Genomic DNA, 23,975 nt, shown 5'->3' with positions numbered 1-23,975 from the left:
ATTGCATTGACCCTTATTTTTATTTTAGAATGTTTGAACTTTAATAAGCAATTTCTATTTTTACTTTTCTGTTTTTTAGTTTTTCATTGGAAAGTTTTTTCAGTAAAGCTATTGTTTTGGTTCTTGAAACAGCGACGTATGAAGTGGTATCCTTTACTTCTATCAGTCCGATATCTTCTTTTGCCAGTTCTCCTTTTTTAATGAGATAACCTACAATATCTACTTTGTTGACTTTATCCTTTTTTCCGGCACTTATATAAATGGTTTGAAAAGGGGTTCTTTCCGGTACTTTATTGTATTCTTTCACGCTTTCTTCCGGAGTATTGCTTTTAATGAAAGGATAATTTTCATCTTCGGTCATGATGAGGTAGGCGGAACCTTTGGCATTCATCCTTGCAGTACGTCCGTTCCTGTGGATAAAAGCATCCTCTTTCGGAGGGAGCTGATAATGAATAATAGATTCCACCTCAGGGATATCCAGTCCTCTTGAAGCAAGGTCGGTGGTGATGAGGATGCGGGCTGAGTCATTTCTGAATTTTAATAAAGCACGCTCCCGTTCATCCTGCTCCAATCCGCCATGGAAAGTTTCACGGGCAATTCCCTTTTCCCTTAAAAGTGCCGAAATACGGTCTACTGCATCTCGGTGATTACAGAAGATCAGAGTTCTTTTGCTACCTATTTTACATATCAGCTGAAATAAAGTATCAAGTTTTTCTTCCGGAGTCGTAAGAACTTTTCTTAACTGAATATCAGGTTTTACCTCATTTTCTTTCAGGAAGCTTATTCTTTTTTCGTTTTTTAAGCCCGTAAATGAGGGAATATCTTCCATTACCGTTGCGGAAGTGAGAATTCTCTGTTTAAGATTTTGTAAAGATCCGATGATAAATTCCATATCCTCCTGAAAGCCTAATTCCAAAGCCTTATCAAATTCATCAAGCACCAAAGTTTCAATAGAAGAGGGGGCGAAGTTCTGGTTTCTCAGATGATAAGCAACCCTTCCGGGTGTTCCGATTAATAAAGCCGGAGCTTCGGTAAGGTTGTTAACTTCAATCTTTTTATCGTGCCCTCCATAGCAGACCGTTACTTTGAAATCCGTTCCCATTGTTTTAAAAACCTGCTCGATCTGTAAAGCCAGTTCCCGGGCCGGAACTAGAATCAAAGCCTGAACTCCCTGTGCATTTTTTCTCAGGTTTCTTACAACAGGAAATAAGAAAGCCAGTGTCTTCCCTGAACCGGTAGGAGATAGAAGGACCACGTCATCCCTGTTTTCTGTTGCTTTATAGGTTGACTTTTGCATTTGATTCATATCCTGAATCTGCAGTTTTTTATAAATTGATTCTAATTCCATTTTGCAAAGGTAGTGAATTACTTGACGGACACCGTGGATTGTTTAATGCTGTTTTATTTCCTCCTTCGGTATTAATGATTTTAGTTTCTTCCTGAAATTACATAAACAATCAGCTTCATTATCTTTTATTCATTTCGTCCTCTCACCATCTTCATCTTCATCTTTAATCTTATCCTCTTACCGCCTTACCATTACTTTATTATACACTCAAATTTTCTCCACTTTCTACTCCTACATTTAAATCATCATATGCTCCTTTTACCGATGCATCAATTATCAATTTCCCTGTATCAATTTACACTACTCCTATTCCCCTCCATTGGAGGGGTGTCAAAAATTCTATGAGAATTTTAGACGGGGTGGGCTAATAACACAAACCCCTAACTCCACAAACCCCTCCCAATCAACAATTTATAAACCAATAAAATATTGCTAAACTCAAATAAAATTCGTATCTTTGCACCCACTTTTGTGGTAAAGGTTTGAAGAGATAAAATATTAACTATTAATTACTTCCGTATTTTTTAATCCGCATTTATTCAAACCGTTAAAAAAGAAGGAATACAAATTTTTTTAGAAAATGTCAAAAGAGACAAATTCAGCAGAGGTTTTATTAAACCAAAACGTAGCACCGGAACAATTTGACTGGGATTCTTTCGAATCTGGTCTTGATGCTGATGCAAGAAAAGAAAAAAGCGATTTAGAAGAAATCTACAACGGATCTTTAAACAACTTAGACGATAACGACGTTTTAGTAGGAAAAGTAGTAAGATTAACTGATAAAGAAGCTATCGTTGACATCAACTTCAAATCTGAAGGTGTTATTTCTCTTAACGAATTCCGTTACAACCAAGGTCTTAAGGTAGGGGATGAAGTAGAAGTAATGGTTGACAAAAGAGAAGACAAAACAGGACAATTACAATTATCTCACAAAAAAGCAAGAACGCTTAAAGCTTGGGATAAAGTAAACGAACTTCACGAAACAGGTGAAATCGTTAACGGTTTTGTAAAGTCCAGAACAAAAGGTGGTATGATTGTAGATGTTCATGGAATTGAAGCATTCTTACCAGGTTCTCAAATTGATGTTAAGCCAATCAAAGATTACGATCAGTTCGTAGGTAAAACTATGGAGTTCAAAGTGGTGAAGATCAACCCTGAGTTCAAAAACGTAGTAGTATCTCACAAAGCATTGATCGAAGCAGATATCGAAGGTCAGAAAAAAGAAATCATCGCTCAGCTTGAAAAAGGTCAGGTTCTTGAAGGAACTGTTAAAAACATCACTTCTTACGGTGTATTCATCGACTTAGGAGGGGTAGACGGATTAATCCACATTACAGATCTTTCTTGGTCTAGAGTAAACCACCCATCTGAAATCTTAGAAGATGGTCAAACTGTAAAAGTGGTTATCCTTGACTTTGACGATGAGAAAACAAGAATCCAGTTGGGTATGAAGCAATTAGAGCCACACCCATGGGATGCTCTTTCTGCTGACTTAAAAGTAGGAGATAAAGTAAAAGGAAAAGTAGTAGTTCTTGCTGACTATGGTGCGTTCGTAGAAATCGCTCCTGGTGTAGAAGGATTGATCCACGTTTCTGAAATGTCTTGGTCTACTCACTTAAGATCTGCTGGTGATTTTGTGAAAGTAGGTGATGAAGTGGAAGCTGAAGTATTAACTTTAGATAGAGAAGAAAGAAAAATTTCTCTAGGTATCAAGCAATTGTCTAAAGATCCATGGGAAAATATCGAAACTAAATATCCTGTAGGATCTCAGCATGTAGGAACTGTAAGAAACTTCACTAACTTTGGTGTATTCGTAGAGTTAGAAGAAGGTATCGACGGATTAATCTACATCTCTGATCTTTCTTGGACTAAGAAAATCAAGCATCCATCTGAATTCTGCGCTGTAGGAGATAAATTGGATGTTATAGTATTAGAATTAGATATCCAGGCTAGAAGACTATCTTTAGGTCACAAACAATTGACTGAAAACCCTTGGGATAAATTCGAAACTAAATATGCTGAAGGAACTATCCACGCTGGTAAAGCAGTAGAAGTTCACGATAAAGGAGCTTCTGTACAGTTCGAAGATGCTGAAGTTGAAGCATTCTGCCCTTCAAGATTATTAGAGAAAGAAGATGGATCTAAAATCAAAAAAGGAGAAGAAGCTGATTTCAAAGTAATCGAGTTCAACAAGGAATTCAAGAGAGTAGTAGTTTCTCACACAGGAATCTTCAGAGATGAAGAAAAGAAAAATGTGAAAGAATCTTCTTCCAGAAATATGTCTTCTTCAAACAATGAAGAAAGATCAACTCTTGGAGATATCGATGCTTTAGCAGAACTTAAAAAGAAAATGGAAGAAGGTAAATAATCTTCGACCATTGATGAATAAGAACCACCCAGTTTTGGGTGGTTTTTTTTGTATAAACTTAAAAGATGCTGACACCGATTTTATTTTAAAAATATATTTTATCCTGTTTTAGGTTAGTTTAATAAAATCAGAATAACATTTTGAATGTATTAAATATTTATTGATATTGATACTTCATTTTAAATTTATTTATTTTATTTATTTGCTAAAAAATTTATTTTTTGAATGAATATAATTTGTACATTAGCGCCTTTAATAGTAGATATGAAAAATAAAACTTTACCCATTCTTTTTGCCGTATTCTCAGTATTTCAATCATCTTATCTATATTCTCAGGATAACGAAAAGCTTATCAGGGATTATATGGTTAAAAATAAATTAAGAGAATACAAAAGGTCAGACCTTACCAATTTTGTGATCGATAATGTTGATCCTTCCCGAACTTTAAATGGAAATGTAGTTAAATTCCAGCAGACCTATAATGGCTTTCTGGTTCATAGTTCTGTAGGAACGGCATTGGTACGAGATAATAAGATTGTTTATTATACCGATAACTTTGTAAAGGATTATACCGTTTCAGCTTCAGCGAATGCAGCCATCAATAAAAATGTAGCCTTGCAGAAAATAGCTAGTAACCTAGGTAAAGAGGAGGTTGCAGCTTTGCCTGTGGTTGGATTCTTTGAGAAAACTAAAAATGACAGAAAGGTGGCCAAGCAGAGATTGGTATATGTTAATGATAATAATAACCAATTGCGTCTGGCCTATGAATATATGGTAAAGGAACCTCAATCTGCAAATTATTGGAATATTCTGGTGGATGCAGCTAATGGGGAAATCATAGAAAAGAATAATCTCACTTTGTCGTGTAACTTTAAACCGGGGGCATATCAATCGGAGAATCATGATTTTCACCAGCATACCACTGAAATAGCAGGAGTAGAACAAAAAAACAGAGATCAGAACTTTGTGCTTCTGACACCGGATCCTGCTTCTTACAATATTTTTGCCACCCCTTTGGAGGCTCCCACTTTCGGATCCCGATCTGTGGTTTCCAATCCATGGATTTTAGCTTCCTCACCGGAAGGATGGCATTCGGATGGAGTTACCCATTATACCAACACACGTGGGAATAATGTATTTGCCTATGAAGATACAGCGGATATGGATGTTCCCGGAGTTTCTCCTGATGGAGGTGCTTCGCGTACATTTAATTTCCCTTTTAATATCAACGGAACATTTGGTTACAATCAAAATGCATCCATTACCAATTTATTTTATATCAATAACAGGGTACATGATGTGTTTTATAAGTTCGGATTTACGGAGACAGCTAAAAACTTTCAGCAAAATAACTGGGGGCTGGGAGGATTGGATGATGACAGTGTATATGCGGAAGCCCAGGATGGTGGAGGAACCAATAATGCTAATTTCAGTTCTCCACCGGATAGTTATAACGGATGGATGCAAATGTATCTATGGTCTACCGTCAATCAACTGTTCTTCTATAATGCACCGAGTGCAGCCACTTCCCGCCAGCCCGTAGCCGGAACTGCTCAGTTTGGAAATCCTTTAGATGCTGTAGGAGTAACGGGAAATGTTCAGCTTGCTTCCGTAATTGATGGTTGTACAGCATTGCCGGTTGGTTCTTTAACCGGGAAAATAGGACTCGTGGAAAGGGGAACCTGTAATTTTACCGTAAAAGTTAAAAATGCTCAAAACGCAGGGGCTATTGGAGCTATTATTTATAATGCACCGACTTCCGGAGCGGTGGCAGGAATGTCCGGAACGGATACTACCATTACTATTCTTTCCGTGTTAATAACCAATGCAGAAGGTGAATACATAAAGAGTAATCTGTCCGCTGGCACAACGGTGAATGTTACCTTAAAAAATGATCCTGTTACAGCAATGACTCCGGACGGAAGCTTTGATAATGGGATTGTAATCCATGAATACGGACATGGAATTTCCAACAGAATGACAGGAACAGGATATGCCTGCTTAAGTTCTTCAGCCGATAAAGAGCAGATGGGAGAAGGATGGTCCGACTTTTTTGCTTTAATGCTGACCAACCAGCCGGGAGATAATGCATCCGTACCAAGAGGTATAGGAACGTATGCACAGGGAGAGCCTACTTCGGGAGGGGGAATCAGACCGGCTAAATATTCTCCGGATTTTGCTATTAATAATTTTACCTATGGAGATACCAACGGCCTGGAATATATGAATACCAGTGGGGCATTAGTTCCGGATGTGCACTCCATTGGCTTTATTTGGGCATCCATGTTATGGGATCTGCATTGGGCTTATGTTGCTAAATACGGATATTCTTCAGATGTTACTGCCAATACGACAAACGGAAGCAGCAAGGTATTACAATTGGTAACCAATGCATTAAAGCTTCAGGGATGTAATCCTACTTTCGTTAACGGTAGAGACGCGATAATCGCAGCAGATCTGGCGGCTACCGGAGGAGTGGATAAATGTATGATATGGAGGGTTTTTGCAAAAAGAGGACTGGGTGTAAATGCTTTAGCAGGAAGCAAAACCAACATCAATGACCAGACTGAAGATTTTACAGTTCCTTCTGATTGTTTACTGGCTACAGAAGAAACGAAAGCTGTGAAAAATACAGTTTCCATTTATCCTAATCCTGCTAAAAATGAATTTTATATCAATTTCCCAAGCAGCACTTTAGGAAAAGTGAATGTTGAGATTTACGATATGAGCGGAAGGCTGGTTTCTTCAGAAGACAAAATTTCACCGGAATCCAAAAAAGCTATATCTACGGATAGATTGATTAACGGAACCTATTTGGTGAAAGTGAAAGGACTTGGTTTTGATGCAACATCAAAAATTATCATTAAAAAATAAACTAATCGGATATTTATAACGGAACGTCTCTATTAATTGGAGGCGTTCTTTTTTATTATGGGATAATAGACTTCATGGATTAAAAGAATATGTTGTAAATTTGCGGGTCGAAAAAAATTATGGAGAAGAGAAATATAGTAAAAGGAGTATTGTTTGTGGGATTGGGTGCTAGTATATACGGTATGCTGGCTACTTTTGTAAAGATGTCTTATCAGGAGGGTTACACTACCTCGGAAGTTACATCATCACAGTTTATGTTGGGATTGGTAGGACTTTTAATTCTGAATTTTGCTCAGACCCTCACTTCAAATAAAAGATTGACCTCACCCAGTACAAAAGAAGTAGGAATGCTGATCTTGGCAGGGACTTCGATGGGATTTACCAGTTTATTCTATTATCTGGCGGTACAGTATATAAATGTTTCAATAGCAATTGTTCTGCTGATGCAGTCCGTTTGGTTCAGCGTGGTGGTAGAAGCTTTTTTAACCAAAAAATTACCCAGCCTCAGGAAAATTATAGCGACACTTATTGTTTTAATAGGAACCGGGCTTGCCACCAATATTATCAATCAGGATATACACCTGGACTGGCACGGGATCTTCTGGGGAATACTCGCCGCAGCTTCTTATACGATGACGATGTTTACATCCAATACCATAGCAACTCATTTACCTCCTTTAAGAAAGAGTCTGATTATGCTGGTGGGGGGAGCCATTGTGGTTTTTACTTTTTTATTCTTTGCTCAGATCGGTCCTCTTTATTTTGACGGGCTGAAATCTGTTTATCTGAATTTTACGGAAAATACCCAGCATATACGGTCATTTGATTATTCGATATTATGGACGTATGGGCTTATTTTAGCTGTATTTGGGACTATTATACCACCTATTTTGTTTAATATAGGATTCCCTAATGCAGGATTAGGACTGGGAAGTATTGTTTCCTCTCTTGAGCTTCCCGTATCTGTAATGATGGCTTATGTCCTGTTAAAAGAAAATGTTTTGTTTATTCAGTGGATAGGAATTCTTTTGATCCTGCTTGCCATTGTTTTAATGAATCTTCCGTCAAAAAAAGAAGCTCATATTGCCGAAACAGTGCAATAAGGATAATAATTAAAAAATAATAATAAACAACCGTTTCTTTTGAAGCGGTTTTTTTAATTTTAATTATTAAAATAAAAGCTCATGAAATATTTTAGAAATGCATTTGCCATTATAATGTGTTCAGTAATTTCAGAAGGTGTATTTGCACAGGTAAAACCTTTGGATGCTACACTTTCCAATTATGAATATCCCTATGAAGTCCACTTTTTAGATTTTAAATCCCAACATCAAGATCTTAAAATGGCCTATATGGATGTTAAGCCAAAGAAACCCAATGGTAAAGCCATTATGCTTTTACATGGAAAAAATTTCAACGGAGCTTATTGGAAGCAGACAGCTCAAGACCTTTCCGAAAAAGGATTTAGGGTGATAATTCCGGATCAGATAGGATTTGGTAAATCTTCCAAACCCCAAAGCTATCAGTTTTCCTTCTCTCAACTAGCTCATAATACCAAAGCAATCTTAGATGAATTAAAAATAGATAAGGTAATAGTTCTTGGACATTCTATGGGAGGAATGGTAGCTACCCGGTTTACTTTGCTGTATCCGGAAAAAGTTCAGCAGCTAATTCTGGAGAATCCTATCGGGCTTGAAGATTATAAAACTTTTGCTTCCTATCAGACTATTGATCAGGCTTATCAGTCCGAACTTAAAAACACAGCCGAAACCTATAAAAATTATCAGCTTAAATTTTATTATGATAATAAATGGAAAGAGGAATATCAGCCATGGCTGGATTTAATAGCTGGATGGACGCTGCATCCGGATTATCCTAAAGTAGCCTGGGACGCGGCATTAACGTCTGATATGATCTATAACCAGCCGGTATGCTATGAATTTAAAAACATCAAGGTTCCTACCTTATTGATTATTGGAACCAGGGATAGAACGGCAATAGGGAAGGATAGAGCACCTAAAGAGCTTCAGCCTAAGATGGGACAATACCAGGAGTTGGGTAAAAAAACTCAAAAAGAAATCCCGGGAGCTAAGCTGGTGGAAATTGAAAATGTGGGGCATCTTCCCCATATAGAAGTATATCCACAATTCTTTAATGCACTCTATGATTTCATTAAATAGACGGCTACTAATTCAATAGGAACGGGCTTAAGCCCGTTTCATTATGTCGGAACATCGATCATGGATTAGATTTAGGGTTTCATAAACCACATAAAGATAAAAAACGGCATTCATTCAATGGGAACGGGCTTAAGCCCGTTTTCATTAGGCCGGAACATCAATCATGTATTAGATTTATGGTTTTTATAAAACCTCATAAAGATAAAAAAGCGCCTCCATTCAATAGGAACGGGCTTAAGCCCGTTCTTCATTATACCGGAACCCCGCAAAAAAAAGAGACTTTCTAATTTAGAAAGTCTCTTTTTATATTTATTGTTGTCTGAATTATTTCTTAAAAGCAGCGTCTTTGATTCTAGCTTTTTTACCTCTAAGTTGTCTGAAGTAATAAATTCTAGATCTTCTAACTTTACCTCTTCTGTCAACTTCAATTTTTTGAAGAGCTGGCATGTTAATAGGGAAAACTCTTTCTACACCTACATCACCACTCATTTTTCTGATAGTAAATGTTTTAGTGGAACCTGTTCCTCTTAATTGGATAACTGTTCCTTTGAAGAACTGAGTTCTTGTTTTCTGTCCTTCTTTAATTTCGTAATACACTGTGATGGTATCACCTGCTTTGAATTCCGGGAATTCTTTCTTTGCAGTGTACTTGTCTTGTACGTACTTTAATAAATCCATTATTAATAAATAAAATGTTAAAGCTAAGCAACTTACACGTTTTTCGTCAGAGGTTGAATAACAGGTTGCAAAAGTAATAATTATTTATTTAAAAAACAATATCCTTTTGAAAAAAGTGAATAGCTTTTTAAAAATGTCTAATCTCTTAATTAAGTGTAGTTTACCATTGTATTTTGCAGTGCTCAATCTTTACATTTTTTAGAAAACGAGGGATAAAAACAGAAAAAAATAAATTGTTGAAGGCAGGCTTTCAATAGAAGTTCAGTGTAAGCGAAAAAAATTATTAAATTTAGCCAACATAAAAATCTAATATTTCATGATAGATAAAAGAGTAAAAAATGCTAAAGAAGCGATTGAAGGAATAAAGGATGGAATGACCCTGATGTTAGGGGGATTTGGTCTTTGCGGTATTCCTGAAAATTCTATTAATGCCTTAGTGGAAAGCAATGTAAAAGAATTAACCTGTATTTCCAATAATGCGGGGGTGGACGATTTCGGATTGGGATTGCTGCTTCATAAAAGGCAGATAAAAAAAATGATTTCTTCCTATGTAGGGGAGAATGCTGAATTTGAAAGACAGATGCTTTCCGGGGAGCTGGATGTGGAGCTTACTCCTCAGGGAACTTTGGCTGAAAAATGCAGAGCTGCCCAGGCAGGAATTCCCGCATTCTATACTCCGGCCGGATACGGTACTGAGGTCGCCGAAGGTAAGGAAGTAAAAGACTTTGATGGGAAGCCTCATATTTTGGAACATGCTTTCAAAGCGGATTTTTCTATTGTGAAAGCCTGGAAAGGGGATCATGCCGGAAACCTTGTATTTAAGGGTTCGGCAAGGAATTTTAACTACCCTATGGCAGGAGCCGGAAATATTACTATTGCCGAAGTGGAAGAATTGGTGGAACCGGGAGAACTGGATCCGAACGAGATCCATATTCCAGGAATTATGGTTCAGAGAATTTTTCAGGGTGAGAAATTTGAAAAGAGAATCGAACAAAGAACAGTGAGAAAAAGAGCATAATAATCAGATAATTGTTCAGTTTGATGATTTGAATGAAAGGATAACGAAAATTAAAGTTATTATCCAGTAAAGAACAAATAATCAAATTCAATTGACTCATTAACCAACTTTCAAATTAAAATTATGTTATCAAAAGAAGATATAGCAAAACGAATTTCCAAAGAAGTTAAAGACGGTTACTACGTAAACCTGGGAATAGGGATTCCTACATTGGTAGCCAATTATGTCCCCGAAAATATTTCCGTAGAATTTCAAAGTGAGAACGGAGTGTTGGGGATGGGACCCTTTCCTTACGAAGGAGAAGAAGATGCAGATATAATCAATGCCGGGAAACAGACGATTACCATATTACCCGGAGGATCATTTTTCGACTCTGCATTCAGTTTCGGGATGATCCGCGGACAAAAAGTAGACCTTACCATCTTAGGAGCAATGGAAGTTTCCGAAAATGGAGATATTGCCAACTGGAAAATACCGGGAAAAATGGTGAAGGGAATGGGAGGAGCGATGGATCTGGTGGCCTCTGCCGAAAATATTATTGTGGCGATGATGCATGTGAACAAGGCAGGAGAAAGTAAGATACTGAAAAAATGTACTTTACCGCTTACGGGGGTAAACTGTGTTAAGAGAGTCGTTACCGAATTAGCCGTTCTGGATGTTACTCCGGCCGGATTCAGATTGGTGGAAAGAGCGCCGGGAGTTTCAGTAGAGGACATTATAAAAGCTACGGAAGCTGACCTTATTATTGAAGGAGAGGTTCCGGAAATGCAGCTTTAAAAAAGCAAAGGCTGTTTCAAATATCTGAAACAGCCTTTTATATAGTTTTCTAAATTTTTTATTTATCTAAAACCCCGAATACCTTTTGAAGCGTTCCGGTGGTTCTCGTAACCGGATTATTTCTTAGATCACCTTCTTTTTCTGCAACCATCTTAAATACACCGTTAATGGTTTCCGTAGTTACATATTCTTCAATATCTGTTGTTACCGACTGACCTGTTAGCTTATTATATTTTGAGATAAGATTATTCCAAACTACATCCGCACCCACTTTTCCGAGAGAAGCCTGTACTTTAGGTTCAAAAGCCGAAAATAACTGGGTCTGGGTTTTATTTTGGAGATAACTGGTAGCTGCATTATCAGAACTTAGCAAAACATTGGAAGCGTCAGATATGCTCATCGAAGTAATGGCATTGGCAAAAATAGGAGCAGCTTCACTTACGGCATCTTCAGCGGCACGGTTCAAAGATTTTACTCCCTGATCGGCTAAGCTTCCCAAACCTAAAGCACGAAGTTTGGTATCAATAGCTCTCAGCTCTTTAGGCATAAGGATTTTTACCGCAGCATTTTTATAAAAACCATCTGTTGCGCTTAACTTCTGTATGCCTTCCGTTACTCCAAGGTTTAAAGCTTCTTTTAATCCTGAAGCAATCTGATCGGAACTGAGACCATTCAGGTTGGCAGTCGATTTTTTGGTAGATGATGAAGTGGTAGTTGTTGTTTTGGAAGGAGTCGTAAGATCTACTCCTGTCTTGTCTTTAACGGTAGACTTAAGAGCATCTAAAATCTGAGCCTGCGTAGAAATGGAAAACAACAGGGCAGAAGCTAAGAATACAGTTTTTTTCATTATTATATTTTTTTACAAAATTAGATAGTATCCTCTCGGATAAGTTAAATTATTGAATATGATTTTTTAAAAATAATTATATTCGCTTAAATCTTAATCAAATAAAATGCCGCGATTACTAGTCTTCTTTTTTATTTTATTTTCAGGTCTGTTTTTATCCCAGAAACCACTGAATGTAATTCCTTACCCTCAGCATGTAAAAATGAATGAAGGTGAATTTATAATTCCGGAAAAATTTATTCTAAGTAAAAACCTTCCCAAAGAAGAGACTGCGTATTTCGAAAACCGGCTGGGTTCATGGCTTAAGTGGGAATATGGAAAAAATGATAAAGCCGGCCAGCTTACCTATTCCATGCTTCCTGCATCCGGAAATAACCGGAATGAAGAATACTATTCACTGGAAATATCGACAACAGCTGTTCATATTAAGTCCTATACGAAACAAGGATATTTTCTTGCCCTTCAGACCTTAATACAGATATTGGAAGACCATAAAAAACAAGGGAAGATCCCATCATTAACCATAGAAGACCAGCCAAAATTTTCATGGAGAGGAATGCATCTGGATGTTTGCCGGCATTTCTTTACAGTGGAGGAGGTAAAACAATATATAGACTATCTTGCCATGTATAAACTGAATACCTTCCACTGGCATTTAACGGATGATCAGGGCTGGAGAATTGAAATTAAAAAATATCCGAAGCTCACTCAGATAGGGTCCAAACGAAAAGAATCAATGATCGGGGCGTATGTGGATAATCAGTTTGACGGAACACCTTACGGACCTTTTTTCTATACTCATGAACAGATTAAGGAAGTCGTTAAATATGCGGCGGAAAGACATATCACCATCGTTCCGGAAATAGAAATGCCGGGGCATGCCTTGGCTGCTTTATCGGCTTATCCCGAATTGGCGTGTACAGGAGGACCTTTTGAAGCGGCTACTAAATGGGGTGTTTTTGATGATGTATTCTGTCCCAAAGAAGAAACTTTTACCTTTCTCGAAAATGTATTGGATGAAGTCATTCAGCTTTTTCCTTCCAGGTATATTCACATCGGCGGAGATGAATGTCCTAAAACAAGATGGAAAGAATGTGCCCATTGCCAGGAACTCATCAGAAAAAATAATTTGAAGGATGAACATGGTCTTCAAAGCTATTTCATCCAGAGGATAGAAAGATACATCAACTCAAAAGGAAGAAAGATTATCGGCTGGGATGAAATTTTGGAAGGAGGGCTGGCCCCCAATGCAGCTGTAATGAGCTGGACAGGAATAAACGGTGGAATAGAAGCTGCAAAATCAAAACACTTTGCCGTAATGACACCGGGAGCGTATTGTTATTTTGACCATTACCAGGGAGATCCTCAAACGGAACCCAATGCCTTTGGAGGCTACACACCGCTGGATAAAGTGTATTCCTATAATCCCATTCCATCCGCATTGAATGCAGAAGAAGCAAAATATATTCTCGGAGTTCAGGCTAACCTGTGGACGGAATATATATTAGATTTTAAACAGGTTCAGTATATGATCTTTCCCCGCCTGATGGCACTTTCAGAAGTAGGCTGGGGAACCTCTGATCCCCAAAACTATAAAGATTTTGAAAGAAGGGTGATCCGCCATTTTTCCCGGTTGGATGCCATGAATATTAATTATGCTAAAAGTATCTACAATATTGCAGGAAAAGTAATTCCTGGGAAAGCAGGTATTGCTTATGAGCTTTCCACTTCGCAGGACCCGAAGGGAATACGGTATACCCTGGATGGCTCGGACCCGAATGTCAATTCATTAGTTTATCAGGCTCCAATCCCTGTCCTCGAAGCGTCAACCCTAAAATCAGCTTATTTTGAAGACGGCAAGCTGAAAAGCGCGGTTTCCGGTCAGCAGTTTACCATTTCAAAAGCTACGGGAAAGAAAATTACTTTAGAGCATCAGCCTGGTGAAAATTACTCATTTGGAGGAGCTTTTACACTCGTAGATGGAATTATCGGGAATACCCGACAATTAGGCAAAACATGGCTGGGATTTCCGGGTAAGGATGTAATGGCAACGATAGATCTGGGAACTGAAACACCTTTTTCCGAAGTTTATTTTAATACATTGGACAACAAAGGAAGCTGGATTCATTTAGCCAGATCAGCCAGGATCTGGACTTCTGATGATGGGAAGAATTTTAAATTAATTAAAGAAATAGGAAAGGAAGAAATACTTAAAGCTAAAGGAAAAATTAAACTGAATTTGGGAAATCAAAGTGCCCGGTATGTAAAAGTAAAAATAGAAAATGCAGGAATAATTCCTGCCGGAAATCCCGGAGCCGACTCTAAAGCTTGGCTTTTTGTAGATGAAATTGGAGTAAATTAATAAAAAGATGGAAGAAAATAAAGTACTCTCTTCGGAATTTAAGACCTCTCCTGAATTGGTGGAAAAGCTCCACCAGTTTGGTATTTCCAAAAGTTATGAGGAAGGCGATGTTATTTTAGATGAAAACTCATCCATACGATCCATTCCTATCGTAATGAAGGGAATGATTAAAGTGATCCGCACAGAAGAAGACGGACGTGAAATATTATTGTATTACATAAAAGCAGGTGAAAGCTGCATCATGTCTTTTCTGGGAGGAATGCATAATGAAAAAAGTATTGTAAAAGCAGAAGTGGAAGAAGATGCGGAAATACTTTTTCTTCCCGTGGACAAAGTTTCGTTATTCATAAAGGAATATCCTGAATGGCTGGATTATATCTTTCGCCTTTACCATAAAAGGTTTGAAGAATTACTCGATATTATCAATGCTATTGCCTTTAAAAAAGTAGATGAGAGACTGCTGAATCTTCTCCGAAAAAAATATGAACTTACGAAGTCCCCGGTCATTATAATTACACACGAACAGCTTGCTAATGAGTTGGGAACAGCAAGAGTCGTGGTATCAAGACTGTTGAAGCAATTGGAAGAAGACGGCAAACTAAAGCTCGGACGGAACAAAATTATACTTCAAAAGGAAGTTATGTAACAAAAGTAACTGTACGATTTTCTGCCTATTCCCATCTTTGTTTTCATAAAAAATAAGAATGGAAATCATAGGTTACATTGCATCTGTTTTAATTGGAATATCATTGGGGCTGATAGGAGGTGGCGGAAGCATACTTACAGTTCCCGTATTGGTTTACCTTTTTGGTATTGATGCATTTGCGGCCACCGAATATTCCTTGTTTATTGTTGGGGTAAGCAGTATTGCAGGTTCTTTATCTTATTTTAAAAATAAATTGGTCAATCTCAGAGTGGTGGTGTTATTCGGAATACCTTCCATAATTTCTATCTTTCTGACCCGGGCTTATTTTTTGCCCCTTATCCCCGAATATCTGTTCACCATAGGGAAATTTACCATTACAAGAAATATTTTTCTGCTGTTGATTTTTGCCGTTTTGATGATCATTGCTTCCTATAAGATGATTCGAAAAAGAAAGATAACCGAAAAGGAAGTACCTCTTTTAGGAAGAAATAAAAACCTTATAGCAGCAGGAGAGGGTTCTGTACTGGGAATGTTGACCGGATTGGTAGGCGCTGGTGGGGGATTTATGATTATTCCGGCATTGGTAAACCTTTTGAAAACCCCTATGAAAGTAGCTGTTGGAACCTCTCTGGTAATTATTTCCTTGAACTCATTAATCGGATTTTTTTCATCCGTGGGGAAAGTTCAGATTGAATGGAAATTACTGTTGTCAGTAACTCTGGTAGCAATAATTGGGATTATTTTAGGCAGTCAGTTATCAAAAAAGATAGATGGAGAAAAACTAAAGCCTATATTTGGCTGGTTTATTTTAAGTATGGGAATTTATATTATTATCAGGGAAATTTTTTTCTGATGAAATCTTATGTAACAAAAGTTGCAGTGTTATTACTAAAAAAATAAGAAATTTGAACAAAATTAAATAGATTAGTTGAAACGATGAAAGTAGAACAAATTTATACAGGATGTCTGGCTCAGGGAGCCTATTATATTACATCTAAAGGAGAGGCTGCCATAATAGATCCTCTTCGTGAAACCCACCCCTATATCGAAAGACTGGAAAGAGATAACGTACAATTAAAATATATCTTTGAAACCCATTTTCATGCTGACTTTGTAAGCGGACATATTGATCTGAGCGCACAGACGGGAGCTCCTATCGTTTATGGACCTACGGCAAAACCCGGATTTGAGGCTATCATAGCAGAGGACAATCAGATATTCACAGTAGGGGATATCCGGATAAAAGTCCTTCATACCCCCGGACATACCCTGGAAAGTTCCTGCTATCTGCTTATAGATGAAAATGGAAATGAAACCGCTTTGTTCAGTGGAGATACATTATTCCTGGGTGATGTAGGCCGTCCAGATTTGGCACAAAAAGCTGCTAACATGACGCAGGAAGATCTGGCAGGCCTTTTATATGAGAGCCTTTATAATAAAATAATGCCTTTACACGATGAAATAACCGTATATCCAGCCCATGGTGCAGGTTCGGCATGTGGTAAAAATATGCAGAAAGAAACGATAGATACCCTGGGAAATCAGAAGAAAACCAACTATGCCCTCAACCAGAAAGATAGAGAAAGCTTTATTGCAGCAGTGGTAGATGGACTTTTACCTCCTCCCGCTTATTTTGGAATGAATGTGGAGATGAATAAAAAAGGATATAAAAGCTTCAATGAAGTTCTTTCCAAAGGATTGCAGGCACTTTCTCCGGATCAGTTTGAAGAGCTTGCCGATGCTTCCGGTGCTGTGTTACTGGATGTAAGAAGCAGCTCCGATTTTGCAAAAGGATTTATTCCCCAATCGGTCAATATAGGACTCAATGGTGATTTTGCCCCATGGGTGGGAGCCCTGATAATGGACGTTAGCCAGCCCCTTTTACTGATAGCCGATGAAGGACAGGAAAAAGAAGCGGTGACAAGACTCAGCAGAGTAGGGTTTGACCATGTTCTGGGATATCTTAAAGATGGCTTTAATGCCTGGCAAGCTAGCGGAAAAGAAGTAGATACGATTGACAGGATTTCCGCAGAAGAGTTTGAAAAAAGAATAAAGACCGAACAAGAAAGCCCCATATTGGATGTAAGAAAAGAAAGCGAATACAGTGGAGAGCATGTAGATCCTTCCTATAACAAACCTCTGGCTAATATCAATGAGTGGATCAGTGAAATTGATCCTTCCCGGCATTTCTTTATTCATTGTGCCGGCGGGTACAGAAGTATGATAGCCGCAAGTATTCTTCAGGCAAGGGGCTACAGGAATTTCTCTGAAGTGGAAGGAGGTTTTAATGCTATTGCTAAAACCGGTGTTCCCAAAACTGATTTTGTTTGTCAAAGTAAAAATATAAAATAAAATGTGGAATGTCATTAAAGAGCCATGGCCCTGGTATGTAGCGGGACCACTCATAGGACTGACGGTTCCGGTATTGCTTATTTTAGGAAATAAATCTTTTGGAATCAGTTCTTCCCTAAGGCATATCTGTGCGGCCTGTGTGCCAGCCAATATCAATTTCTTTAAATATGACTGGAAGAAGGAAGCCTGGAATTTATTTTTTGTATTGGGAATTTTCCTCGGAGGAATGATTGCCGCTCATTTTTTAATGAATAATGAAGACATCATCGTCAACCCTCATTTGAAAGAAGAATTAGCCGGTTATGGAATAACCGATTATAGTAATCTTGTTCCGGTACAGCTGATGAATTGGGGGAATCTGTTGACTTTTAAAGGATTTTTCCTGATGGTAGTAGGTGGTTTCTTAGTAGGCTTTGGAACCCGCTATGCCGGAGGATGTACCAGTGGACACTCTATTATGGGACTTTCCAACTTACAGTGGCCTTCCCTGGTAGCAACTATTTGTTTTATGGCAGGAGGTTTCATTGTAGCCAATCTTGTTTTACCCCTTATTCTTTCTTTATAATTAATTATTAAATGATGACAGAGAAGAGCTTTGAAAATATAAATGATCCGTCTGTAAACGAGAATACATCAGCCCAAAAGTGGTATGTCAATCTTAAATACCTGTTGGTAGGAATAGCTTTTGGAATAATCTTCGTAAAAGCGGAAGTGATCAGCTGGTTTAGAATTCAGGAAATGTTCCGTTTGCAGTCATTTCATATGTATGGAGTAATAGGAAGTGCTGTTGCGGTAGGAATGCTTTCGGTTTTTATAATCAAAAAATGGAAGGTTAAGACAATGAGTGGAGAACCCATTACATTTACTCCTAAAAAATTTAATAAAGGTCAGATTTATGGAGGACTGATTTTTGGATTTGGATGGGCTATCACAGGAGCCTGCCCCGGACCGCTGTTTGCGCAGATCGGAACGGGAATCTGGGTGGTCAGTATAACATTGCTGAGTGCCATTGCAGGGACCTGGGTATATGGATATTTTAAAGATAAACTACCTCATTAAATATAAAAGCTGCAGAACATTCTGCAGCTCTTTTTTTTTATTACTGATAAATTTGTTAATTTGGGACTATAAAATCTAATAATGCATACCCGAAGAAAATTCCTGAAGAAATCTGCCATAGCTTCTCTGGCACTTACCATTAACCCTCTCGATCTTATTGCCAAAGAAATCCCGGATCAGCAGGACCAAATACTTAACAGACCTATTGTTCTGTCTACATGGAATTTTGGCTTAAAAGCCAATGAAGAAGCCTGGACCATTTTAGGTAATAAAGGAAAAGCATTGGATGCGGTGGAAAAAGGAGTACGGCTGGTAGAGCTGGATCCCAATGAAAGAAGTGTAGGATATGGGGGTCGTCCGGACAGGGATGGAAGAGTAACTTTGGATGCCTGCATTATGGATGAAAATTATAATATAGGCTCAGTAGCTGCCCTTGAATATATTAAAAATCCTATTTCCGTGGCGAGAGCCGTGATGGAAAAAACACCACACGTAATGCTGGTGGGAGACGGTGCTCTTCAGTTTGCATTATCAGAAGGATTTAAAAAAGAAAACCTGCTAACTCCGGAATCCGAAAAAGAATGGAAAGACTGGCTGAAAACAAGTCGGTATAAACCCATTGTCAATATAGAAAATCATGACACTATCGGGATGATAGCTCTTGATGCCCATGGAAACCTTTCCGGAGCATGCACTACAAGCGGAATGGCTTTCAAAATGCATGGACGGGTAGGTGATTCGCCTATCATAGGGGCCGGACTATTTGTCGATAACGAAGTGGGTGCTGCAACGGCCACCGGACATGGAGAAGAAGTGATAAGAACAGTGGGAACCCATCTTGTGGTGGAGCTGATGAGACAGGGGAGAAGTCCTCAACAGGCTTGTAAAGAAGCAGTGGAAAGAATAGTGAAAATTACTCAGCACAGAAATAAAAATGTAAAGGATATTCAGGTAGGATTTATCGCACTGAATAAAAAAGGAGAATATGGTTCCTATTGCATTCAGGATGGGTTCAGCTTTGCAGTGTATGATCAGAAAGGAAACCGTTTGGAAAAACCTGAATTTGCTTTAAAATAAACCCTATAAAAGATAAACAGTTAAGGACAATGTCTAAAATAGAAATAGCATGTTTTAATCCTGAATCGGCAATTATTGCCTTTCAGAATGGTGCAGACAGAATAGAATTATGTGACGGACTGGAGGAAGGGGGAACAACTCCGGATTTTGAAACAACAAAAGACCTCAGATCTCAGATTGATATCCCTATTTTTGTAATGATACGCCCCAGAGGAGGGGATTTTACATACTCAGAAAAGGAATTTCTGCAAATGAAAGAAGATATTTTACGTCTGAAATCTTTACAGGTGGACGGATTTGTTTTTGGAATTTTAGATCAGAGTAATGAGGTGAATGAGGAGCAGAATAAAGAACTGGTAAAACTGGCCGAACCTTTACCCTGTACTTTTCATCGTGCCTTTGACCGTGCCACTGGACTTGAAAACTCCTTGCAAAAGGTTATTGAATGCGGATTTAAAACCATTCTTACTTCAGGACAGAAACCTAATGTATCGGAAGGTAAGGAAAACCTTAAAAGATTAGTGGAGCTTTCCCGTGGCAGAATAGAAATTTTGGCAGGTGGAGGGCTGCGTTCCACCAATATTCAGGATATAAGAGCATATACGGATGCCGGCTATTTCCATTCTTCGGCAATTACGGACGGAGGTGCTTTTGCCAATGCTGATGAGGTCATTGCTTTAAAAAGTAAATAATACTGAACATTCGTAATTTCCAGGATGGGAGAAGTTTTAGAATATCCTGAAGACTCAATTTTATTTAAAAAAGTTGAATATTTCTGTTTCTAACTAAAAAATCCATCTTACCTTTGCATCATATTTCTTTAAAATTATGGTAAATTTTGTTTTGATCGGGGTGTGCATTCTGGCAGGAATGGTATTCAAAGAAACAAAATCTATCCACCCGGACGCTCACAAAGGTATCAATACCTGGATTCTTTATCTTGCATTACCGGCAGTTTCTTTTAAATATTTACCTAAAGTACACTGGACTTTAGATATGCTTTTTCCTATTGTAGCCACTTTTCTTATTGCCGTTTTCAGTGTTGTATTCATGCTTTTTTACAGTAAAAAGAAAGGATATTCCAGAAGATCGAGAAGTACAATGGAATTAACAAGTGGTTACAGCAATACCTCTTTCATCGGTTTTCCCCTCATCAGTGCTTTTTACGGGGAAAGCTTGTTGAGCATCGCCATTATCTGTGATCAGACGATGTTTTTGGCACTTTCCACTTTGGGAATCATTGCTGCGGTGAAAGGAGGAAGCAAATCTGGAAAAGTAAGTGCGAAGTTTATTTTAAAAAGACTGATTACATTTCCGCCATTATTGGGATGTATCGGAGCATTGGCTCTTTCTCCCTTTATAGATTTTAGTGTGGCGGAACCTTTCTTTGATAAACTGGCAGCTACTGTGAGCCCTTTGGCATTATTTTCCGTAGGATTACAGCTGAAATTCAATGGTTGGAAAAAACTGATTCCACAGATCTCAACTTCCATGCTTTATAAGCTGATCCTTGCTCCGGCAATGGTTTTGGGACTGGCCTTATTATTCGGAGTGAAGGGAGATGTAGCTAAAATCACCATTTTTGAAGCTGCTATGCCCACGGTGGTGACTTCCAGTATTATTGCAGAACAATTCCGCCTGAATACCAAATTAACCAACCTGATTATTGGGATAAGCATTATCGTAGGGTTTTTTACAACCGCGGTGTGGTATGAAATTATTAATCTGATATTTTAAATTGAGTATAAGAGACGCTTCCGTTCAACGGTTTCGGGGTAGTATACCTTTTATTTTTACCGTAATAGTCAGATGAAAGAAACATAACGATTTTAGTCCCAACAAAAAATTGCAGTTCTCTGAAGAAAATTCTAATTTTACAGTTTAATTATTTCCCTTGCAATACGTCCAGATAGTTTTACCCTTAAATTTAAAAGGATCTTTTACCTATAAAGTTCCGAATGAGCTGATTCCTGTAATTCAGGTAGGGATGAGGGTCCTGGTGCCGTTCCGGGGTAAAAAAATCTATACGGGAATTGTTTTTGAAATCCATGACCAGCAGCCCGAAAATTTTGTTCCGAAAGAAGTGATCAGTATTTTGGATGAACGTCCCATTCTTCCTCCGGAACAGATTGATTTCTGGAACTGGCTTTCGGAATATTATCTGTGCAGTCTCGGAGAGATCTACCGTTTTGCTTTTCCTTCTTCCTTAAAGCTGGAAAGTGAAACCTATTTGAAGCTAAAGCCTAATGTTACTGTTGATTTTGAAAATCTGGATGTTAATGAAATGTATCTTATTCAGGCTTTAGAAGTACGGCAATTGATCAATCTTACGGATATTGAGGCATTTATTCCTAAAAAAGATATTATTAAAACCATCAATTCTCTTATTGATCTTCAGTATATTGAAATTGATGAAAAAATAGCCGAAAAATATAAGGCACGGGAAATTGCGTATGTAAAGATTCCCGCCGGTTTTCTGAATAATCAGGACCTTATGGAAGTACTTTCCAGACTGGACCGGGCTCCGAAGCAGAAAGAGCTGTTTCTGAAAATATTATCCATTCAGACAGAAAATCCTGATGCTCTCATTAAAAAATCGGAATTATTTGAAGACGGATATTTTGCACAGTCCCATTGTAAGCCGTTGGTAGATAAAGGTTTTGTGGAAGAATATTATGTACAGAAAGACCGTTTGGAAAGTTATGAAGGAGAAATAGAAGAACTTGAAGAACTGTCTGATAATCAGCTATGGGCAAAACAGCAGATAGATGAAGCATTTGAAGAAAACAGAAATGTTTTACTTCACGGAGTTACCTCTTCAGGAAAAACCCATATTTACCTGGAGAAAATTGAAGAATGCATCAGCCAGGGGAAAAATGTCCTTTTTCTGCTTCCTGAAATATCTTTAACCAAGCAGATTACCCAAAGATTAGAAAAAAAGTACGGTAAACAGCTCGGCTTTTACCATCAGAAGCTCACCGACTTTGAAAGGGTTGAGGTTTGGAGAAGAATCCGGAACAACGATATTAAAATTTTAGTAGGCACCCGAAATGCGTTGTTTTTACCATTCCGCGATATAGGTCTGATTGTAGTGGATGAAGAGCACGATTCCGCCTATAAGCCCAGAGAAGTTTCCCCCTATTTTAATGCAAAAGATGCTGCCTTGCTGTTAGGAGGATTTTACAAAGCTAAAGTCATCCTCGGTTCTGCAACTCCATCCGTAGAAAGCTATTATCTTGCTCAAAAAGGTAAGCTGAAATACATCTTTCTCAATGAGAGATTTGGAAACGTGAAATTACCAGAATATGAGCTGATTAATTTTAAAGAAGCTCAGGAATCCAAAAAAGTATCCGGTAATTTTTCCTTACACCTTATAGAAGAGATTAAAAGAAATCTTGAAGAGAAGAACCAGGTAATCGTTCTTCATAACCGTCGTGGTTATGCCAATGTAGTGGAGTGTGAAACCTGCGGATATGTAAACTACTGTTCCAATTGTGATGTGGTAATGACCTACCATAAAGCGGCCAATGAAATGAAATGCCATTATTGCGGCCAGCGGGCTTCCAAGCCGAGAGTCTGCCCTAAGTGCCATTCCGAGAACCTTAATGAAAGAGGAGTAGGCGTGGAACAGATTCATGAAGAAGTTTCCAAAATATTTCCTGATTATGAAGTTGACAGAATGGATGTGGACTCCATGCGGAAAAAGTTTGCCTATGAAAAGCTTTACGAGAAAATTGAAGACCGTGAAACGGATATCATCGTAGGAACACAGATGATTTCCAAAGGACTGGATTTTGATCATATTGAAATGGTAGCCATTCCTAAAGCGGACTCTTTATTATATGTTCAGGATTTCCGGGCGGAGGAAAGAGCTTATCAGCTGATCACTCAGGTGTCGGGAAGGGCAGGAAGAACTTCGGGGAAAGGAAAAATTATCATTCAGACCTTTAATCCGGATCATTCCGTATTTCAGCTTATTAAAATGAATGATGTCTCCAAAATATATGACTATCTGCTCAGCGAACGTCAGAAGTTCCATTATCCGCCCTACACGAAGCTGATTATGATTGAGCTTAAACACAGGAAAGAAGATAAGGTAAACCGCGCTTCCCAGTTTTTGGGATCTATTCTCAGAAAATACCTTCCTGAAGAATGTGTTCTCGGTCCGGAAAGAGCACAGATTGCACGGCTTAATAACCTGTACCAGTTTCAGATTTTGCTTAAACTTCCAAGGGGAAAAAACTACGATAAATTTAAAAAGATGGTTTTGCTAAGTTTGAATGAATTTGATGAAATCACAGCTTATCAGAGTATCAAAAAAGATATATTTGTGGATTTTTAACAATTTTTAACATATTTTATGGGCTTTTATAACGCCCTGATAGACTG

The 23,975-nt window shown here is 38.2% G+C and carries 19 protein-coding genes; 16 read left to right on the top strand and 3 right to left on the bottom strand.

Annotation, left to right across the window (positions count from 1 at the left end; genetic code table 11):
* Positions 1-40: 40 nt before the first annotated feature.
* Positions 41-1,348, bottom strand: a complete 1,308-nt coding sequence (locus ABJ974_RS10605; protein ID WP_419868223.1) for a DEAD/DEAH box helicase — start codon at positions 1,346-1,348, stop codon at positions 41-43.
* Between the two features lie 580 nt (positions 1,349-1,928).
* On the opposite strand from ABJ974_RS10605, the gene rpsA reads away from it, so the two are divergent.
* The 4 genes from rpsA (at position 1,929) to ABJ974_RS10585 (ending at position 8,770) form a co-directional block, all read left to right on the top strand.
* Complete coding sequence (gene rpsA / locus ABJ974_RS10600) at positions 1,929-3,716, top strand: 30S ribosomal protein S1 (RefSeq protein ID WP_419868222.1); 1,788 nt, start codon at positions 1,929-1,931, stop codon at positions 3,714-3,716.
* 264 nt (positions 3,717-3,980) lie between these two features.
* Positions 3,981-6,590, top strand: a complete 2,610-nt coding sequence (locus ABJ974_RS10595; protein WP_419868221.1) for a T9SS-dependent M36 family metallopeptidase — start codon at positions 3,981-3,983, stop codon at positions 6,588-6,590.
* Positions 6,591-6,709: 119 nt separating this feature from the next.
* Complete coding sequence (locus ABJ974_RS10590) at positions 6,710-7,693, top strand: EamA family transporter (protein ID WP_419868220.1); 984 nt, start codon at positions 6,710-6,712, stop codon at positions 7,691-7,693.
* Between the two features lie 81 nt (positions 7,694-7,774).
* On the top strand, positions 7,775-8,770 hold the full coding sequence (locus ABJ974_RS10585; RefSeq protein WP_419868219.1) for an alpha/beta fold hydrolase: 996 nt from the start codon (positions 7,775-7,777) through the stop codon (positions 8,768-8,770).
* Positions 8,771-9,094: 324 nt separating this feature from the next.
* Here ABJ974_RS10585 and rplS read toward each other — a convergent pair whose 3' ends face one another.
* Positions 9,095-9,448: a 50S ribosomal protein L19 gene (gene rplS, locus ABJ974_RS10580; protein WP_419868218.1), complete on the bottom strand. Its 354-nt coding sequence runs from the start codon at positions 9,446-9,448 to the stop codon at positions 9,095-9,097.
* 316 nt (positions 9,449-9,764) lie between these two features.
* Between rplS and ABJ974_RS10575 the strand changes: the two genes are divergently transcribed.
* Complete coding sequence (locus ABJ974_RS10575; protein ID WP_419868217.1) at positions 9,765-10,466, top strand: CoA transferase subunit A; 702 nt, start codon at positions 9,765-9,767, stop codon at positions 10,464-10,466.
* A gap of 123 nt (positions 10,467-10,589) precedes the next feature.
* Complete coding sequence (locus ABJ974_RS10570; RefSeq protein WP_419868216.1) at positions 10,590-11,243, top strand: CoA transferase subunit B; 654 nt, start codon at positions 10,590-10,592, stop codon at positions 11,241-11,243.
* Between the two features lie 58 nt (positions 11,244-11,301).
* On the opposite strand, the gene ABJ974_RS10565 is transcribed toward ABJ974_RS10570, so the two are convergent.
* Positions 11,302-12,090, bottom strand: a complete 789-nt coding sequence (locus ABJ974_RS10565) for a DUF4197 domain-containing protein (protein WP_419868215.1) — start codon at positions 12,088-12,090, stop codon at positions 11,302-11,304.
* Positions 12,091-12,196: 106 nt separating this feature from the next.
* Here ABJ974_RS10565 and ABJ974_RS10560 point away from each other — a divergent pair, with 106 nt between their 5' ends.
* From ABJ974_RS10560 to priA, 10 genes are all read left to right on the top strand, one after another.
* The gene (locus ABJ974_RS10560) at positions 12,197-14,452 is read left to right on the top strand and encodes a glycoside hydrolase family 20 protein (protein ID WP_419868214.1); all 2,256 of its coding nucleotides are present in this window, start codon (positions 12,197-12,199) and stop codon (positions 14,450-14,452) included.
* A gap of 7 nt (positions 14,453-14,459) precedes the next feature.
* Positions 14,460-15,098 carry a Crp/Fnr family transcriptional regulator gene (locus ABJ974_RS10555; protein WP_419868213.1) on the top strand — a complete coding sequence of 213 codons (639 nt, stop codon included), beginning with the start codon at positions 14,460-14,462 and terminating at the stop codon, positions 15,096-15,098.
* Between the two features lie 58 nt (positions 15,099-15,156).
* Positions 15,157-15,951, top strand: a complete 795-nt coding sequence (locus ABJ974_RS10550; RefSeq protein ID WP_419868212.1) for a sulfite exporter TauE/SafE family protein — start codon at positions 15,157-15,159, stop codon at positions 15,949-15,951.
* 83 nt (positions 15,952-16,034) lie between these two features.
* Positions 16,035-17,450, top strand: coding sequence for an MBL fold metallo-hydrolase (locus ABJ974_RS10545; RefSeq protein ID WP_419868211.1), 1,416 nt, complete (start codon positions 16,035-16,037; stop codon positions 17,448-17,450).
* Position 17,451: 1 nt separating this feature from the next.
* Positions 17,452-18,015 carry a YeeE/YedE family protein gene (locus tag ABJ974_RS10540; RefSeq protein WP_419868210.1) on the top strand — a complete coding sequence of 188 codons (564 nt, stop codon included), beginning with the start codon at positions 17,452-17,454 and terminating at the stop codon, positions 18,013-18,015.
* A gap of 14 nt (positions 18,016-18,029) precedes the next feature.
* Positions 18,030-18,509: a DUF6691 family protein gene (locus tag ABJ974_RS10535; protein ID WP_419870966.1), complete on the top strand. Its 480-nt coding sequence runs from the start codon at positions 18,030-18,032 to the stop codon at positions 18,507-18,509.
* An 81-nt stretch (positions 18,510-18,590) separates the two neighbouring features.
* Entirely contained in the window at positions 18,591-19,586 is a 996-nt protein-coding gene (locus tag ABJ974_RS10530) for an isoaspartyl peptidase/L-asparaginase family protein (protein WP_419868209.1), read from the top strand.
* Positions 19,587-19,615: 29 nt separating this feature from the next.
* Positions 19,616-20,278, top strand: a complete 663-nt coding sequence (locus ABJ974_RS10525) for a copper homeostasis protein CutC (RefSeq protein ID WP_419868208.1) — start codon at positions 19,616-19,618, stop codon at positions 20,276-20,278.
* Between the two features lie 136 nt (positions 20,279-20,414).
* Complete coding sequence (locus ABJ974_RS10520; protein WP_419868207.1) at positions 20,415-21,323, top strand: AEC family transporter; 909 nt, start codon at positions 20,415-20,417, stop codon at positions 21,321-21,323.
* Positions 21,324-21,480: 157 nt separating this feature from the next.
* Complete coding sequence (gene priA, locus ABJ974_RS10515) at positions 21,481-23,928, top strand: replication restart helicase PriA (RefSeq protein WP_419868206.1); 2,448 nt, start codon at positions 21,481-21,483, stop codon at positions 23,926-23,928.
* The last annotated feature ends 47 nt before the right edge of the window (positions 23,929-23,975 follow it).

This window comes from Chryseobacterium sp. CT-SW4 (genome assembly GCF_048572715.1).
In the GTDB taxonomy this organism is placed as follows: Bacteria; Bacteroidota; Bacteroidia; order Flavobacteriales; family Weeksellaceae; genus Chryseobacterium.
The sequence above is the reverse complement of the archived record's forward strand: the minus strand, read 5'-3'. Positions and strand labels throughout refer to the sequence as shown.